The organism is Arthrobacter sp. D3-16 (assembly GCF_054408515.1).
The window spans coordinates 3,038,448-3,056,007 of sequence record NZ_CP096437.1; the positions used below are offsets into that span (position 1 = coordinate 3,038,448).

Sequence of the window (17,560 nt, forward strand, 5' to 3'; positions counted from 1 at the left end):
CGTCGGACGTTGAAGTAGGCTGGAAATCCCCGGACCAACGACAACGAGCGAGGCATAACGTGCACCAGGACGCCGCCCGGTTCCTGTCCCAGCCGGTGGCCACCCAGGCCGGCTCACCCCTCCGCGTCGCGGTGTACTCCCGGATTGCCGAGGCCATTCGCAACGGCTTCCTCACGCCCGGCTCCATGATCCCCACCGAAACCGAACTCGGTGCCGACATGAAAGTCAGCCGCACGGTGGTCCGTGAAGCCCTCATGCTGCTCGAGGAGGACGGGCTCATCAGGGCGCGGCGCGGCGTCGGGCGCTTCGTCTCGGACACGCTCCCCCGCATCGGCATCGAACGCATCCGCCCCTTTGAGGAAGTCCTCGGCAGCCCCGGGCAGCAGCTCGAGGTCAAGCGCATCCAGGTGGTACGACAGCCCGCGTCCGAGTTCGCCGCTCCCGGCGTCGGCGTCGAACCTGGCACCGACTGCTGGCTCTGGGAATCGGTCCTGATCCGCGACGGCGAGGCCATCGCCCACCTGCAGGAAAACATCTCGGCCCAGCCTGTCAGCCTCGCCAAGAACGCCGCGGCGCCCCTTGACATAAAGGACGACGGCGGTGCCACCTTGCTTGCCGCGCTCAACACCCAGCTGGGCCGGCTGCCCGGCCCCGGCGAGTGCCAGATCAGCCTCAGCCAGGTGGGCCCCAGCCGCGCCAAGCTGCTGGACCTGCGCCCGTCCGATCCCGTGCTGGTCCTCACCCAGTACGTTCGCTACGGCAACCAGCCCTTCTACCTGGCCAAATGCCTGATCGCCGCCAGGGCGGGGCACCTCTCGGTGATGCAGTCGCTGCAATCCTAGAGTCCGCCCAAAAACTCCAGTCTTGATAGAGACCTGTTGCAGTTTGGGTCGCTACGTCATTGCGCCGGTTTCGTGGCTGGCGTCATTAGGATGGGGCCATGCCGGCTTCCTCCGCCCCTGATGTAGCGTCAACCCCTTCTGCAACCGTCACGACGCGGCTCGGGCCCCATGTCCTTGTCCATGCAGATATGGTGGCCTTCGCCCGGGCAGGTCTGCGCGGTGCAAATGACGGGCCCTGCATCCTGCGCGTTGTGCCACTTCTTCACGTGGCGGGACGAAAAGGACGGCGTGTCGTTGTAGTCGGCCACAGCCTTGTCGCCGTTCACAGCGTGAGGGAAATCCGCTACGACCTGGAACATCGCTTAGCCCAATTCAGCAGCAACGGCCTTCCGACGTCGAGTAGCACGCCGATTGTCGCGTCCCTGCTCGAACTGAGCATTATCTGCGGACGGGCCGCGGACGAAGCCCGGGAAGCGGTACGCGAAGGCCTGTGGCTCCACCTTTCGGATTCCAGCGCGTACCATTCCTATCGGCGCCTGCAGGATCCTTCCATCATCAATGCGGCCGAGCCCGCCACCTCTGCCACCCGCCCTTGGATGCGGCTTCACGACGCTGGCGTCCGGCAGTGCATGGAAATGCGCAAGCAGTTGGACGCCGAGGCGGGTTCGGCCAGGAATCTCATGGCTGCAGCCGCCAGCGTCTCAAACTCGAGGGAGGCAGACGGCCAATCGGCGTTCAATACCCTTGCCGCGGTGGTATCGCTCGGGTTGGGAATTCCGGCCCTCGTTTTGGCATTGTACGGAGCTGACCGGCTGCTGCCCCTCAATACTCAGCCGCGCCAACTGGCGTTTATTCCGGTGGCCATCGGGCTGCTCCTGGCGGCGGTGATTGCGATCTGGCGGGCGCCGAAGGGACGATCGGGTTGGATTTGGGTTGTAGCGGCGATCGGCATCATTGCTCTTCTGCTGAGTCTGCTTGTTGTAGCAGGGCTGCTCGCGCCCGACTCGTAACCGCAGATCGAGAAGGAGCCGCCGAGAAGGGCTCAGCCAACCGAGACGGGCTGTGCCCCGGGTTTTTGTCCAGCTATGCCGACTTGAACCGTCCGGAACCCTGCGTAGCTGGACAAAAAATCTTAGTGGGTGGGCGGGTCGTCAGGCGGCCGACCCTGCTGAGGCGAGCGCCGCCGTCGTGCGCTGCTCGAGGCCAAGCAGCGTCTCCACCAGGTGCGGGACGAAGTCCTCCTCGAGCGAGAGCACCACGCGGCACCGCGCCCCGTTCACCGGAGGGTAGCCCGCATACAGCCCGCGGAGGTCGCAGATGGTCTGCCCGCGGCCCGGCCCGTCAGAGATGTCGACGGCGGCACGCACCACCGGCGCCACGGCGGCCTTCACAGCACCGACCGCGAGCGCCGCAGCCAAAGGGTCGTGCATGGCGGAGCAGGGCCGGCCGTAGATGTCCTCGTAGAACCGGAAGTAGTAGCCCAGCATCTCGCCCAGCGCCCGCGCCACCGGCGACGAAGACGCCAGCAGCGACTGCCGGTGCCTCTCCTCCAGGACGGACGTCATGGTCACGTCCAGCGGCACCAGGGTCACATCCCAGTCGGCGGCCAGCACCAGGGCGGCGGCCTCGGGGTCGTTGAAGATGTTGGCCTCGGCCACCGGGGTGATGTTCCCCGGCGCGAGGGCCGCCCCGCCCATCAGGGTCACCGACTGCACCAAAGACGGCAGGGAAGGTTCCAGCCGGAGCGCCTCGGCGATGTTGGTGAGCGGGCCGATTGCCAGCACCTTCAACGTGCCCGGGTACGTACGGGCCAGCCGCACCAGCATCTCCGCCGCGGACTCCTCCACAACGGAAGCAGGCGCCGTCGGAAGCGAAACCCCACCGATCCCGTTCTCCCCGTGCACCCATGGCGCCCCGCCGCCGAAGGAACCGGCAAGGGGGTGGTGCGCCCCAAGGGCCACCGGAACATCATCGGAGCCGGCAAGCGCCAGCAGGTCCAGGGTGTTGCGGGCGCCGGCGGCGGCACTAACGTTACCGCTGACGGTCCCGATCCCCTCCACGGAAGCAAAGGGCGAGGCCAGCAGGTAGGCCAGGGCGAGGGCGTCGTCGATGCCGGTGTCGCAGTCCAGGTAGAACGGGGAGGGCGTGGTCATGGTGGTTCTCCTACGGTAAAAGGGGTTAGACGGTCTCGCCCTTGGGGGCGGCGACGAAGAGGCTGACGATGAACGCGGCGGCGGTGATGGCCACCGAGATCCAGAGGGCGGTGGCGTACCCGGCGGCGGTGACCTGGGCGGCGAACGGTGCCACGAGGACGACGCCGAGGCTCGCCCCGATGCCGAAGGAGGCACCGTTGATGCCGGGCAGGGCAGCCGGGGCTTCCTTGGGTGAGAGGAGCACCGAGAGCCCGTTGATGGCGGTGAGGAAGAAGCCGTTGTAGAAGATGCCCAGGGCCGCGACGGCGATCAGCACCGCAATCTGGTTGTCCGAGAAGGTGGCGGCGGCGATGGCGCAGGCCAGGCTGAGCCCGGTGCCGAACCGGAGGGTCTTGATCCAGCCGCGGCGGTCGGCCAGCCAGCCGGCCAGTGGTGCGGCGAACACGCCGATGAGTGCGGCGGGGGTGAGGAACAGCAGCGCCGAGATGGAGGCGGTGAGCCCGAAGCCGCCGTCGGGGTCCTGGCTGAGCAGCACCACGGTGAAGTTGATGATGGCGAAGATGCCGGCCAGGGTGAGGACGGTGGTGGCGATGACCGGCCAGACCTGGCGGGAGCGCAGGTGGTGGACGGCTATCAGCGGGTGGCTGCGGCGTTTTTCGATCATCCAGAAGGCGGCGAAGGACGCGATGGTGCCGGCCAGCAGGGCCAGGGTGCCGGGTGCGGTCCAGCCGGCGGCCGAGCCGCCGGAGACGAAGTAGGTGGTGAACACCAGGAACAGCGAGAGGGAGCTGGCGCCCCACCAGTCCATGGCGCCGAGCACGCCCTGCGGCCGGCCGGCGGGGACGATTTTGATGATGCATGCGGCGGCGATGGCGGTGAGGACGAGCACGACGACGAAGATGGACCGGAAGCCGAGGGTTTCGGCCATGAGCCCTCCCACGTAGCCGTCCACGCCGCCCACTCCCCCGTTGATGGCGGCGATGATGCCCACGGAGGTGCCGAAGACCTTGGCGTGCAGGTTTTCGCTGAGCACGATGTAGGCGAGGGCGAAGACGGCGCTGGAGACGCCCTGCAGGAACCGGCCGGTGACCAGCAGCGGCAGGGTGGGGGCCGCGATGCAGAGGATGGTGCCGGCGCCCATGATCCCGAGGACCAGGAGAAGGGCGGCGCGGCGGCCGATGAAGTCGCTCCACCGGCCGATCACGGGCCCGGCGATGGCGCCGGCCAGGAAGAACATGGACTGGACGGGGGCGGCGCTGTCCGCACCCTGGCCGAACTCGGCGGCGATCTGCGGCAGTGCAGGGGTGACCATGCTGGCGTTGAGCTGGAAGGACAGCACGCCCAGCAGCAGGGTGGAGATCAGCAGGGCGGCGCGGCGGCCGGCAAATTTGGCTTGGTCGTCGGGAAGTACGACGGCGGAGGCGGCTTCCGCGGAAGGCGTGGCGGCCGCCGGGGTTGGGGTGTTCACATCAAACTCCTTTGTTCTGCAGGCGGGTCCTGCGCTTGGGATGTGAGTTGTTATACAACCATGTATGACGCACAAGTACAACCATGGTCTACACTATTTCTCAACCCGGCCGCTTCCGGCCCCTCCCCCGTTAGGACCTTCCATGAGCACACGACCTCCTGCCGTCACCGTTGTCGGCAGCATCAACCTGGACCTGATCGCCACCGCAGAGCGGCTGCCCACCGCCGGCGAAACCATCGGCGGCGCGGCGTTGTCCGAGCAGCCCGGCGGCAAGGGCGCCAACCAGGCCGCGGCAGCCGCACGGCTGGGCGGGAGCGCCCGGATGATTGGCACCGTGGGCAACGACGCTCAGGGACAGCGGATGCTGGACGCGCTGGCGGCGGTCGGCGTCGATACTGCGGACGTGGCCGTCCTACCGGAGCCGACCGGGACGGCCCTGATCGTGGTGGACCGCGACGGCGAGAACCAGATCGTGGTGTGCCCGGGCGCCAACTCGCACCTGTCCCTGGACGGGGTGGAGTTCGACCCGGAGGAGACGGTGCTGTGTCAGCTGGAGGTGGGCCTGCCGGTGGTGTTGGAGGCCGCCCGGCGGCACACCGGGTTCTTCGTGTTGAACGCGGCGCCGGCCATGGATTTGCCGGCGGAGCTGCTGGAGCGCTGCGACCTGGTGATCGTCAACGAGAGCGAGTACGCCCTGATCCCGGCCCTCGTCGAGGCGAAACTGGTGGCGGTGACCTACGGCGGCGACGGCGCGGCGATGTTCCAGCACGGCCGGAAGGTGGCCGAGGCACCGTCCGCTGCGGTGACGGTGGCAAACACGGTGGGCGCAGGCGACGCGTTCTGCGCCGCCCTGGTCCTGGTGCTGCGGAAAGGGCTGGACTATGATCACGCGCTGGCGGCGGCGAACGCGGTAGGCGGTGACGCCGTGGGCGATCCATCGTCGCAGCCGGATTTGGCACCGCTGGGTTACTACGTCGAGCGGACCACTGCGACTGCTGGGGCCCGATGACGATCGTGTTCAGGCAGGCGGTGCCATCGGACTTTCCGGAGGTCCGCCGGATCACCCGCGACGCCTACCTGCGGGCCGGCCACTTTGCCGCGGACCATCCGTACATGAGTGTGTTGGAGGATGTGGAGCACCGCGCCGAGCATGCGCAGGTGTGGGTGGCGGAAACCGCCGGGCGGGTGGTGGCGGCGGTGGCCCTGACATTCGCCGGCCAGCCGTACAGCGAGATCGCCACCGACGGGGAGCTGGAGTTCCGGATGCTGGCCGTGGACCCCGCGTGCCAGGGCGGCGGCGTGGGCCGGGCAGTGGTTAGCGAGATAGTGCAGTACGCCCGGCAACTGCCCGGCATCGGGGCGATCAGCATCACCAGCGCCAAGTTTATGGAACGGGCGCACGGCTTGTACGAGTCGCTGGGCTTCCAGCCCTGTTATACGGAAATGGATTGGAAGCCCAGGACTTTTTCAAAGGCCCGTTTGGCCCGTGAGCGCCCGGTGGGGAACGCCGACGTCGTACAGCGGATCAGTGCAAGCCACCGGCAGATCGCGGCGCTTCACGAGGAACTAGCCGACTTGATGGTGGCTGCTTGCTGGCGCGGGTCCTGCTCCGGTTCCTGCCCCACCCTCTTGCTTAGCTTCCCCAGGCTGCGGGCGGAGCGCCGCCAGTGGCAGGATGGTTCGGGGAGATTTTGAGGCTGTCGGAGAGACACCTTAAGCGACAGAGTTATAGGCACGGCTGATCCGCCGGTTGTCCTCGCTAAAGGCGCGGTTGCCTGGTCCGGCGCAGTGTCGGCCGCGGCGGGCCATTATTCGCTGAAGCCCTCGAAGGAGTTCCGCCTCGAAAGAACAATATCGGCAGCCTCGATCTGTTCACGGTTGTATCCCGGGACCGCTGTCAGGGTTGAGCCGACCCGTGCCGTGCCGTTGGTCGTCGAAACCGGAGCCGACAGTCGTGCGGCCGCGACCGCCGTGGTGGCGGTGGAGGTCCCGGCCGTGCTGGGCTCCCGGTTACTTTTGGAGTGGTAGTCGGGCCAGAGAGCTGAACAGAAAGCGCTACAAGTAACGGTTCCCGCGTGTGAAGCAGGGCGGCCGTTGCAGTCGCTATATCCAGGTGTCAGAAAGGCGCCTTCCCGCGCGTCCAACTATGGTTCCAGTTCCCCGCATACCCTGTGGCCTGAAAATCGGTCATTTCAACGTTTGCGAAGGGGTTGTCAAGGTAGCGGACGTCACCGCCCCTGAAGTGACCTGAATCAAGCCGAACGAGAGCAAGGCGATAGTGGGGTTTAGCATTCTTCCCCGTAACAACCTCATTGTGTGTGACCCAGAAGTCGGCCATTTCAGCAACATGTGCGACGACCTTGATGCGGTAGGTCTGACCGGACACAGGGTCGGTCGACAGGATGTCGTAGCCATGAGTGTCGCCCACTTGCAGTTCTGGGATCCGGCCAATTGCGCGCTCCTGTGCGAGCACAAGCTCAATGCTGCGACGCTGAACGGACATCGATGGCACCCCGTTCATCGGCCTGCTATCGATAGGAACATCGGAATCAAGCATCACAGCAGGAAGAACAAGCGCCGCTGTGACGATTAGCGGCGATTTGGTGGACATCTTGCCCTGTTGGTCTATGAGTTCGAGCCGACGGTCGAGTCGCATATGAAGGTCCGTCGCCCTTCGGCTCAAGCTCTCCGAGGATTCCTTGAGCTTCTCCCCAAGGTTCTCCCGCTCGGCTGCGGCCACCGCCTCCGAGAGAAGTCGTTCAATTTCATATTTGAGACGTGCCTCGACTAACCCGCGTTGTTTGTCGAGTTCGGCCGACCGGCGAGGCTGGATAGAAGTGAGGTAGCTGGGCAATTCGTTCTCGATAATCCAGCTCACCGCATTTGATTCTGCACTGTGCAACCACGGAAGTGCCTTCGCCTGTCGAACGGAGGCAACGTCAGGCGCCGACGTGCAGTCAAGGTAGGGAGCCGGACCGGCGTCGGTCACTGCGCCGTCCTCGCTCACATAGGCGTAACCGAATCTGCGCGCGACCGAAGCGCCCAACGAGTCAACGATTTCTTCGACTACCCCTACCAGTAGGCAGGGCGACTCGATTCTCGCGGAGACAAGCACGGTGCCCCGGTTGAGGACTCCGGCCAGAGTGGTAACTGCATGGTCCATCACCGAATCATGGAGAGGATGACCTGGTGCCAGCAAGTCCGCGCTGGTTCCCCCTTCATCGTGTACGAGGCTGAGGTCGAAAGTCACGCGTTCATATCTTGTGGCGACGGGACCGTACTTGCCGTTGCGAAGCGTGGACGGCACATGACCAATCTCGTAGCGGCCCTTCTCTCGCCTTACTATTTTGCCGCCGAACCGTGTGAAGGCCTCCTTAAAAGCCAACTCAATGTAATGGGGCTGAAGACGACGAGCACGAGCTTCATCCATCGAAGCTCGGAGGCTGGCAAGATCGGCATCGGACAGGTGCTCGCTGGCTAGGGCGCGTTCGTTGAGCAGTTCTTCCAACCCCTCGGACACGCTTCGGTCGATAACCTGGTGCATACGTGCCTTGGTTTCAGGTAGTTCACCATAGCGAATCGCCTCAATCAGCAGATCCCGGAGGGGCGTATCTGCAAAAGCCGAACCTAGGACATCGAAAACATTGCCACCGTAGGCTTTGCGCTGCTCCTCAATCTTATTAAGCAGCGCTGTGAAGACTTCGCCCTCCCGCGTATTAGCGGCGACGAGGTTCCATAGCCGGCAAACCTCCGTCTGCCCGATGCGATGAATACGCCCGAAGCGTTGCTCGATGCGGTTTGGATTCCAAGGCAAGTCGTAATTGACCATCAGATGTGCGGCTTGGAGATTCAAACCCTCGCCCGCTGCGTCCGTTGCCAACATTATCTGGCAGTCCGGATTCTTAGTGAACTCCTCGGTTATGGCACGGCGATCGTTCCTGCGAATGCCACCGTGGATCGCGACGACAGCCTTCGGGCGGCCAATCAGGTGCGTTATGCGCTCCATGAGATAACTCAAGGTGTCTCGGTGCTCAGTGAAGATGATGAGCTTGCGTGGCTTCCCATTGGAATCCAGCGGCATGACGTTGTCCTCAAGGATCAAGCGAAGCTCTGACCACTTCTTGTCCTCCCCTCGGTCGCGTACTTCCCTCGCGACCTCCGCTAATGACGCAAGCTCGAGGATTTCTGATTCCAGCTCGACAATCGTTTCTGCGGCCGTCGCAGCGTCAACTACGTTCTCTTCGAACTCCTCAAGATCTTCGGCGGACACCTCGACTATATCGATGTCCGAAGTTATGTACTTGTAGCGCTCGGGCCTGAGGACATCGCGATCCTCGCGATAGGTGCCGTTCTCAATGCCACGCTTAGTGAGGTCCAACCGCTGCGCGCGACGAACCAGACTACGGTGAATAGCCTCTGGGCTCGAAGCAAGCCTCCGCTGCAAGACAGTCAACGCAAAACCGACGGTGTTTCGACGTTTGCCATCGAGCTTGGCTGCTCGATTCATGCCGTTACGAACGTAGTCGGTCACCTGCTGGTAGAGGTCATTCTCCAGCTCGGTGAGCTCATAGGGGATAGACTCGGCAATCCTTTCCGGAAAGAGCTTGCGACCCTCAAACGTTAAAAGGTCTTCTTTTACCATTCGGCGCATGACGTCACTGGTGTCGACGGAGACACCGTTTTTACCCGCGAAGCGGTCTTTATCGAGCAAACTAAGAAAAAGCTGAAAGTCTTCCTCTTTACCTGAGTGTGGCGTCGCGGTCATGAGGAGGAAGTGCCGAGATACCTCGCCGATCAGCTCACCGAGTTGGAACCGTTTGGTTTTTTCCAACTTATTGCCGAAGTAGTGCGCACCCATTCGATGCGCCTCGTCTACAATCGCTAAGTCCCAGTGGCTATTCCGTAGCCGCTGCTGGAGGTCCTCGTTGCGTGCGAGCTGGTCCATGCGCGCAATAAGCAGATGATGATTCTCAAACACGTCGTTGCCCGGACTTGTATCAATCATCTGCGTTGTGAGGATCTCGAATGACAGACCGAACTTGAATAACAACTCGTCCTGCCACTGTTCAACCAGACCGCCTGGCGCAACTATGAGACACCTTTGCACGTCTTCACGAAGGATCAGCTCCTTGATGAAGAGCCCCGCCATGATCGTTTTTCCTGCCCCCGGGTCATCCGCCAACAGGAATCGCAAGGGGGTGCGCGGCAACAAGTCGCCGTATACGGCACGGATCTGGTGAGGAAGCGGCTGAACGTTACTCGTCGCGACGGCGAGCATCGGATCATACAGACCTGCGAGCTTGATTCTCTGCGCCTCAGCGACGGTTTTATAGTCGATGGAAGAAGCATCGAATGGACGGCTTCCCGAAGTTGAGACCGCAAGCGAATCCTCGTCACGCCGGAACATCACGCGCTGTCCCAAGCCACCCGACGATGTCTTGTACGTCAGCTCAACTGCGTCCCGGCCATGAGGCTGACCGAAAATCACCTGCACTACCTCATGAGGCACGACGCCAGTAATCTGCAGGCCCGGCGCCAAGTCCTCTAACTTCAATTGATTTTCTCCAGCTTCGCGTACGATTCTATCCAGCCGGCCCACTTCGCGTCGGACCTTCAACCATCTTGAAGAATACTGCCAAGGGGGCTCGATGAAGCGCGCCGAGCGCCAACAATTAAGCGTGCTTATCGAACAAGTGCGGGGTTGGATCCAGACAGTCGAAGAAGTCCGGCAACTTGCTGCGCACTTGCCGCTTTCAGGCCCAGCCAACTTAGCGGACGATGACCGGAATCTCTTGGTCAGGGTTGAGGAAGCAGCTGCGTCTGGCGACCCCTACGAAGCCGACCGTCTGACACAGACAACCTGGCTCACGAGTGGCAAGAGACTCCGACCCGCGCATGACGCCGCTGCCCGACTTGCTCACTTCCGGGATTGGTACTGTTCGATCGGCGCCCCACAACGTCTCGAGCAACTCCAGAATGAGCTGACAGCACGCGGAGTCGCTGAACGCGACGCCCTCGCCGACATTCTGAGCTCCCTAACCGAAACGGGAAGCAAGGCGTCACAGATGCTCGATGAGGCCTTTCATCTGCCAATCACCCGAGACCGGTCCCTCCGAGATGACGAACGTAGTGCTGGCCTAACACTCATCGACCTTCTTAATGAGCACCACGATGAGTCGATGAAGCTTCTCGATCCGTCCTGGTGCGCGGCAGGCGCCTGCGCTAAGGCCCACGCATCCACCCGCATTCTGCACGAAGCGTGGATCATGGGACGCAAGGGCGGGACCGCAGAGCGGATAAGTGCTGCCGCGACCCGCGTGTCAGCTCAACTTTCGCTCGAGCGATCCCGACTGCCTCAGATCTTTAAAGATTTGGCGACCTGGCGAGCGGCCGCGCAGCAGGCCGAGTTCGCCGCGGAGCACATGCCAATCAATCCTGCAGGGGTGCTGTCGGAGTCTGAATCGAATGCCATTCAGACTCTCATCCAGACCTACGATACAGATGCTGGTACAGCTAACGTTGTTGCAGCGGCGATGAGTTGTAGCAGCAAGTCGTGCTCGCAGACCCACGAAACATCAGCACGACTGGCAGCTTTGCACGCCTCACTCACCGCGCACGGAACGAATCACCCCATACTTAGCGTGGCCGGACGGCTCCAGGCAGCGCGATCGGATGAGTGGGAGCGGCTTCGCGCGGCGTTGGATGACCTCGAGGACTGGGATAGGTCAGCCTCACTCGTCTTGAGCCGCTCCGCACATCTGCCCCTAACGAGGACATACGCTCTTACCGAAGGAGAGCGAACGGCGGCGGTCACCATTCGAGAAGTGTTAGCTGAACACAGTGTTGAGATACGTCAGCTCCTTGACCCCGCCTCGTGTGAATCTGGGCATTGTTGTGGCCTTCACCGAGCCGGTGCGCTCTTATATGAGGCGTATGTGGATTTGCTCACATCGGGCGGCGGGCAAGCAGTTGTGGCGGCCAGCGCCTGCATACAGGAACAGATGGAGGATGAGCGGGCGCGATTGCGCACCGCTTTAGATGACCTTGAAGAGTGGGGGATGGCAGCGTCACTCGCGTTGATCGAGGCCGAACATCTGCCTCTGACACGGACCGGCGCTCTCTCAGAATTCGAGCGCACTGCTGTGGCGAGGGTCCGAGACCTCCGCGAGGCGCATAGCCCGGAAGCCCGGCGCCTCCTCGACCCGAGCTCATGCGATGGGGACGGCTGCCATGGTGCCCATGAATCTGCGTCTCTGCTAGGTCAGGGTCATGCGGATCTGTTGGCATCGGACGAGGGGCAAGCAGTCGTAGCGGCCTGTGATCGGGTAGGGAATCTGCTTAAGGACGAGCGACTGAAGGTCGCAGTTCTCTACCAGGATGTCCTAGGTTGGCCGGAATTGGTGCAACAAATTCACGCCACTCGCAAGGATGCATTAGCCAACGCAAAAGCCATCGTCCAGCAACTGATTGACGACTCGGCCTCAATTAAGATCAGCCGCACAGCCATAAGGTTGCTCCCGCTGCACGAGAGCAGTGAAGTCTTGGTTGCCAGCCTCTCTGTGCTTCGGGACGCCGCACTCACTCAAAGAGACAACGAGTTCCTGACTGAAACCGCAGCGCTGGCTGGCCGGGTCGCCGCGGTGGTTGGTGACGGCTTCAACCCCGAGTGGGAATGCGAGGCTGGAGGAAAATGTGACTCTGCTCACCAAGTTGTCCTGGAAGCCTTTGAGGCCGCCGACTTCGTCAAAGCGCAGCTGGCCCGACTGTCTGTAAACCTTCAGAATACGCCGACTGACTCCAATCAGTTACTCGATCCCTCCCTTGGGCTGGAAGCCTATCTGCCCGCGAATTACACGATCGCCGAGGCTCTCCCTTTCAACTTACTGAGGGGCGCGTGGGGCAAGCTCCCGCTCATCACTAACGCAGACAACGCCGCGGAAGAGGCAGCGATTGAGGCACGTGCAGCGGCCGACAAAGTCCGAGCCGGAGACGTTTCCGATGCGCTGAAGGCGATGGATCTCGAAGTCTTACGCAAAGCAGCTCCACAGCGGCAGCTTCGGACAGCTCCGTTGCAGGACTACGAGCTGAACAACGTTTGGGACGTACTGCGCTTCCAAGACGAATATTCACTAAAATCCCTGCCCGGTCTCGGCGAAGCCTCCGCGTGGCCTATCGCCCAGGCGTCGCTGCGTCTTTTCGAGGCTGTGCGAGAGGAAACCCCCGTCCGTATCGACGTAAAGCGGAAGGGAAAGGCTACTACCGCGCTACTGGAGTCGCTCGCGCGCTGGGACAACGCACGGAAGTTCAGCCCGACTGAGGACGAAGTGGCGCTGGCAAGCGGTCTATCTCGACTCGTCAAGAAGAAGAGTAGCTCTACGCCGCTCGGGGTTCTGGCGATCGTAAAAGGAAAGCTTCCTAAAAGCCCCACCGCCGTTTCAGCTGTGTTGAATGACGCGTTGAATCGCGTCGTTCTTCCTCTCGGTACTGCGAGCATTTGGACCGATTTCCTCTCCCGACCGGCTGACTATTTCGGCATGCTTACTGAACTTGGCTTCATGACCGAGGATGAGAAGAGCATGCACGGCGATCTCCCGGAAGAGATCGTTGGAGCAGTGCGCGCCAAGGAACTTAGACGGGATTACCTCACCGCCTCGCTTCGTGCTTATCAGAGCTTCGGTGCGCGATTCGCCCTCGTGCAAGAAAAGGTGATCATCGGAGACGAAATGGGGCTGGGTAAGACAGTTGAAGCCCTTGCCGTTCTCGCCCATCTCCGTGCGCGCGGTCAGTCGCATTTCCTCGTCGTCTGTCCGGCCGCGGTCGTTAGTAACTGGACTCGCGAGACAGCAAAGCACACCAAGTTAAGGGCTTTACGCCTCCACGGCCCATTATGGGAGCGAAACCACGCGGCAAAGGCGTGGGTAAAGAACGGCGGCGTCGCCGTCACCACGTATGATCTCCTGCCGTGGATAGAGGAGCACTTGAGCGGAGTCGATCTGGGGTGCGTCATTCTCGATGAGGCGCACTACATCAAGAATCCCAGGGCAAAGCGCTCGCTCGCGGCGGCGGAGATCATCAATTCCACGAAGTATGCAATCTTGATGACTGGCACGCCGTTGGAGAACAGTGTCGCCGAGTTCCGCAATCTGATCAGCTATATCCGCCCCGACCTCGCGGAGGAAGCGCCTGAATTTCTCGCCAAGGCTTTTCGCAAGCATGTCGCGCCAGCCTACCTACGCCGTAACCAGGAGGATGTGCTCACAGAGCTTCCCGAAGTGGTCGAGATAGACGAGTGGATGGGGATGTCGCATTCTGATGAGCTGGTATACGGCCGAGCGGTAAGGGAGGGCCAGTTTATGTTAATGCGACGCGCCGCCATGATGTCGGAACAATCCATGAAGGTCAGCCGACTGCTAGAAATTGCAGGAGAAGCCGAAGCTAACGGCCGACGGGTCATCGTCTTTTCATACTTCCGAGAAGTCCTGAACCAGGTCACTCGCCTACTACCCGGTCAGGTCTTCGGCCCCCTCACTGGGTCCATCGCTGCGGCGGACCGACAGAAGCTCGTTGACCGCTTCTCACAGGCCGGGCACGGGGCCGTTCTCGTTGCGCAAATAACCGCGGGCGGTGTCGGCTTGAACATCCAGTCGGCGTCGGTCGTTGTGATCTGTGAGCCGCAGATCAAACCCACGATGGAGTCACAGGCGATCGCGAGAGCTCACCGCATGGGTCAGACCGACACTGTCCAGGTGCACCGTCTGCTTACGGAAGACAGCGTTGACGAGCGCATCCGCGACATTCTGAAAGACAAGAGGCAGCTCTTTGACGAGTTCGCGCGGGACAGTGTTATCGCAAAGCAGGCTCCCGATGCGGTTGACGTATCTGAGGTCGAGCTTGCACGACGTGTGGTGGCAGCGGAGCGCGAAAGACTATCTATCGTGGCAGGGTGATATGTCGATGACTGCTGTCCCGGTCCTGAATCGCTGAATCTATCGGTTTCGGGAGCGTTCGTGAACTCTCTTCCACGATGGGATGCTGGTCTCGCGGTTCCTGGCCCACATCCGGCACACGGTCACGAACGCAATTAATCGAAACGTGTGTACAAAACTTGTGGTGGTGGCCCTTTGACGCTGGCGCGCAGGCTGTGATTTGGCCGCTGCGGGAGTCTGTCTACGAATGTGTACGGCGACGACCTACTGCTGCATGCTACTTCCTCTGTGGACGCCGGCTGATCTGCGCGTCCGCGCCCTAGGCCCTCCTGGCATACCCTTCCCCGCGACCGGGCGTTCGGCGTGTCGTGACTCGAATGTCCGTTGGGGCAAAGTGACCACACTCGTTGATTGAGATAGGGGCTCCCGTCGTGGGTGTCAATCGCCATTAAAGTCTGGGTCCCGCTGCGCCGCCAATTCCGGAAATCGCGGCGCAAGCGATGTTTCTGGCCGGCGGCGTGACTTCGGCATTCCCGACAAACCATCCCCTTGGTTTTTCGGTCCGCACCCCACGGGCGGCACAGAACTCAATAACCGGGCCATAACTCCGGACATACCTAACCACCGCCGCGGGGCCCAATCCCTTCTGATAGAGCGCGCTGCGGCGTGAAATGGGCGCCCAGCCGGAGTCCTGCCACTTTCTTATCGTCCTGGCGCTGGTGGCGCGTATCGCACGCATTTAATCAAACTCATACTGCTCGTCGTTATCAGCTATTCGGCTTTCCGTCCCCATCAGTTTTATGTCCCGTGAACACTCGCAGCTTAGCGGCTGAATGCGCATTCAAATGTGCAGTTGAGGTGTGCGCGGCCGTAGGTGGGGATAAAGGTGTACCGCTGATGAGGTCATTACGGCCTGATTCCTCCCGCGGGTACCCAGAAACCACTGGCGCTTCGGGGAAGACCGTCCCTAGCTAGATGCGCCGTCCTTAAAGATGACCTCGTATCCAAGCGAACTAAACAGACCTGTCAGCATCGTCTTGGTATTTTCCGCTGCGCGCTGCCGCAACTCGGATTTTTCAGCAGCCTCAGCCATATCGGCCTCGGCGAGGACATAGAGCTCGGCCTGCTGGGGTGCCGTAAAGGCGTCTACGACGCGATCGGCAATGCCTCGATCGTGGCTGTACTCGTAGGTCCGTTCATGATCGATATTGGGCTTGTCGAGCTGTGGCTCGGGCAGTCGCAGCGTTACTGACTTGCCATCGGCTGACAACGTGAGGTCGTCCTCGGCGAGACCTGCAAGATCCACATAGGCATTTACCGTTCCGGCGGCTACGAAGAGCGTGCGTCGCCCCGCTATGAAATCTGGCAGCCCCCCAGCTCCTTCTCGCTCGTCTAAAACAAGCTCGAAGTTTCCGACTGCGGCATGGTACTGGCTTACATCCTTAACCGACTTCAGGAGAGCGGTCTGGTTGCGCTCGCTATTGCTCATCAACGGGCCAACTCCAAGCATCGTTGCTACGAGAAGTGCGGCCAGAACTGCGGCCGTCAGGGACGCCACCACCGCGAAGGACTTGAACGATCTAACTCTGGACATCGGACCCCATCTGCCTTGAACGGCATAGGTTCCGTTCCTGTTGGTTAACCCCCAGCTGGGCTGGAGTGCTGGATGCAGCTTCAGTGTAACGAGAGAGGCAGACAGACACGGGCGCGACACTTTCGTGATTGCGGATCTCTGTGTGGGACGATATCGATCGAACGGTAGCGAAACGCGGGGGCTTCAAAATCCTGCTGGCTGCCGGGTCACCCGCCTAGGCGGAACTTGGTCTGGGAGGGGACATCACATGACAAACAAGAACAACGCGCTCGTGCCGGTATGGACACTTGCGACAACCGAAGTTAGCGTGACTGACGTGCTCGGCAGCGAAGGCCTCACGCCTGCTCGCCTTTCTGAGCTAAGGACGGTGTTGGCAGCACTGGCAGATTCCCCCATCGCCACGCTTGAGATGCATCCGATGCCTCCAGCACGCAATCGGAAGGGTGGGATCCCGCTTGATGCTGCAAGCCCGCTCGCTACGCAGCTGGCACAACTTGTATCACAAACGGCTAAATCTGCTCCGCAGAAGCTGAATCTCGCCGAGACAGGCGAAGTGCTTTATACAATGGTGGTACCGGCGAAAGTTGCGTCCCAGGTGGGCAGCGGTCTCGTCACTCCGATGGTGTCCAAGACAGTTGCAGGAGGCGTCCACAGCGCGCTGCGCGACTCGCACGGTATCGTAGCCAACGCTACTTTTGTCCCTGTGGCTTGTAGTAAAGCCTCAGCTGTGGGTGCCAGTGCGGCCGGGGCGGCAACTGGTTCGGCCGCGACAGCTGGTGTAGCGGTAGCTAGCGCCGGCGCTTTGACTGTAGCGGCGCCGCTCGTGCTGATGGCAGTGGCCGTCGGCGTCAGCGCGCACGCCGAACAACAACGTCAGGAAGCCATCGAGCGCATCACTGACCTCTTGGAGCAGTTGCACGAGGACGCCCTCGATAAGGAGCGTAACGAACTCGACGGTTCTCGCGAAGCGATCGATAAGGCCACTTCCATTCTCCTTGACAAGGGAAAAATAGGCTTCTCCCTTGGCTTGGATTCCTCCGTGCACGGGATTAACACTGCCATCGCTGCCACCCGAAGGCGGCTGAAGAAGTGGGAAGCCGCGCTAGATGCCCTGCCTGACGGCGCAGTCGAAGTGAGCGAACTGAAGAAGTCGTTCCCCGGCGTCACCGAGGAAGGCGGCACCTTCCGAGCACACTTGGAAATCGCGAGGCTTGCCATCGCTCTCAAACGGCGGGTGCTCGTGCTGCAGGCGGTCGATCACGCCCAGCAGGATACTAGCAACCCGTTTACGAGCTTCATCGGAACACTGCGCGACGACGGGCGCAGCACCGACGAATTGGAGTCCGGCATCACCGAGGTTTTGCACCGACTGGCCAATCTTGAGTTGAAGCGCGACGGCGGATTCCGGCTTCCAGCCTTTACACCGGGAGAGGTAGACCAACTACTTCAAGCCGCCTATCGCCTTCGTGCACTGGGAGACGGTCTTCACACCGATAGTCACCAAGGCGATGTCGCCATCGAGATGGAGCGAAACAGCGACGGATCACTCGTCGTCTTCCCTGCGATCGCTGCGTAAT

The 17,560-nt window shown here is 61.7% G+C and carries 9 protein-coding genes and 1 pseudogene; 6 read left to right on the plus strand and 4 right to left on the minus strand.

The window, feature by feature from the left end; genetic code table 11:
- The first annotated feature begins 59 nt into the window (after positions 1–59).
- Both M1D32_RS14350 and M1D32_RS14355 read left to right on the plus strand, forming a co-directional pair.
- Positions 60–842, plus strand: a complete 783-nt coding sequence (locus M1D32_RS14350; protein ID WP_458779312.1) for a GntR family transcriptional regulator — start codon at positions 60–62, stop codon at positions 840–842.
- Between the two features lie 98 nt (positions 843–940).
- Positions 941–1,852 carry a hypothetical protein gene (locus tag M1D32_RS14355; protein WP_458779313.1) on the plus strand — a complete coding sequence of 304 codons (912 nt, stop codon included), beginning with the start codon at positions 941–943 and terminating at the stop codon, positions 1,850–1,852.
- A 141-nt stretch (positions 1,853–1,993) separates the two neighbouring features.
- Here M1D32_RS14355 and M1D32_RS14360 read toward each other — a convergent pair whose 3' ends face one another.
- The gene (locus tag M1D32_RS14360) at positions 1,994–2,995 is read right to left on the minus strand and encodes a nucleoside hydrolase (RefSeq protein WP_458779314.1); all 1,002 of its coding nucleotides are present in this window, start codon (positions 2,993–2,995) and stop codon (positions 1,994–1,996) included.
- Positions 2,996–3,020: 25 nt separating this feature from the next.
- Entirely contained in the window at positions 3,021–4,463 is a 1,443-nt protein-coding gene (locus M1D32_RS14365; RefSeq protein ID WP_458779315.1) for an MFS transporter, read from the minus strand.
- Positions 4,464–4,605: 142 nt separating this feature from the next.
- Here M1D32_RS14365 and M1D32_RS14370 point away from each other — a divergent pair, with 142 nt between their 5' ends.
- Together M1D32_RS14370 and M1D32_RS14375 are read left to right on the plus strand one after the other, a co-directional pair.
- Positions 4,606–5,472: a ribokinase gene (locus tag M1D32_RS14370; protein WP_458779316.1), complete on the plus strand. Its 867-nt coding sequence runs from the start codon at positions 4,606–4,608 to the stop codon at positions 5,470–5,472.
- Positions 5,469–5,915: pseudogene (locus M1D32_RS14375) on the plus strand (GNAT family N-acetyltransferase); the annotation flags it as partial. The gene M1D32_RS14370 and the pseudogene M1D32_RS14375, both read left to right, overlap by 4 nt.
- A 664-nt stretch (positions 5,916–6,579) precedes the next feature.
- On the opposite strand, the gene M1D32_RS14380 reads toward M1D32_RS14375, so the two are convergent.
- Complete coding sequence (locus M1D32_RS14380) at positions 6,580–10,062, minus strand: helicase-related protein (RefSeq protein ID WP_458779317.1); 3,483 nt, start codon at positions 10,060–10,062, stop codon at positions 6,580–6,582.
- 49 nt (positions 10,063–10,111) lie between these two features.
- On the opposite strand from M1D32_RS14380, the gene M1D32_RS14385 reads away from it, so the two are divergent.
- Complete coding sequence (locus M1D32_RS14385) at positions 10,112–14,410, plus strand: DEAD/DEAH box helicase (protein ID WP_458779318.1); 4,299 nt, start codon at positions 10,112–10,114, stop codon at positions 14,408–14,410.
- Positions 14,411–15,356: 946 nt separating this feature from the next.
- Here the strand turns inward: M1D32_RS14385 and M1D32_RS14390 are convergent.
- Positions 15,357–15,878: a DUF4230 domain-containing protein gene (locus tag M1D32_RS14390; protein ID WP_458779319.1), complete on the minus strand. Its 522-nt coding sequence runs from the start codon at positions 15,876–15,878 to the stop codon at positions 15,357–15,359.
- A gap of 352 nt (positions 15,879–16,230) precedes the next feature.
- Between M1D32_RS14390 and M1D32_RS14395 the strand changes: the two genes are divergently transcribed.
- Positions 16,231–17,559, plus strand: a complete 1,329-nt coding sequence (locus M1D32_RS14395) for a hypothetical protein (RefSeq protein WP_458779320.1) — start codon at positions 16,231–16,233, stop codon at positions 17,557–17,559.
- Position 17,560 lies beyond the last annotated feature (1 nt).

Excerpts from the sequence above, each read along its gene's own strand:
- M1D32_RS14355 (WP_458779313.1), top strand. The coding sequence starts at position 941 with ATGCCGGCTTCCTCCGCCCCTGATGTAGCGTCAACCCCTTCTGCAACC.
- M1D32_RS14360 (WP_458779314.1), bottom strand. The coding sequence starts at position 2,995 with ATGACCACGCCCTCCCCGTTCTACCTGGACTGCGACACCGGCATCGAC.
- M1D32_RS14370 (WP_458779316.1), top strand. The coding sequence starts at position 4,606 with ATGAGCACACGACCTCCTGCCGTCACCGTTGTCGGCAGCATCAACCTG.
- M1D32_RS14385 (WP_458779318.1), top strand. The coding sequence starts at position 10,112 with ATGAAGCGCGCCGAGCGCCAACAATTAAGCGTGCTTATCGAACAAGTG.
- M1D32_RS14390 (WP_458779319.1), bottom strand. The coding sequence starts at position 15,878 with ATGAGCAATAGCGAGCGCAACCAGACCGCTCTCCTGAAGTCGGTTAAG.
- M1D32_RS14395 (WP_458779320.1), top strand. The coding sequence starts at position 16,231 with ATGACAAACAAGAACAACGCGCTCGTGCCGGTATGGACACTTGCGACA.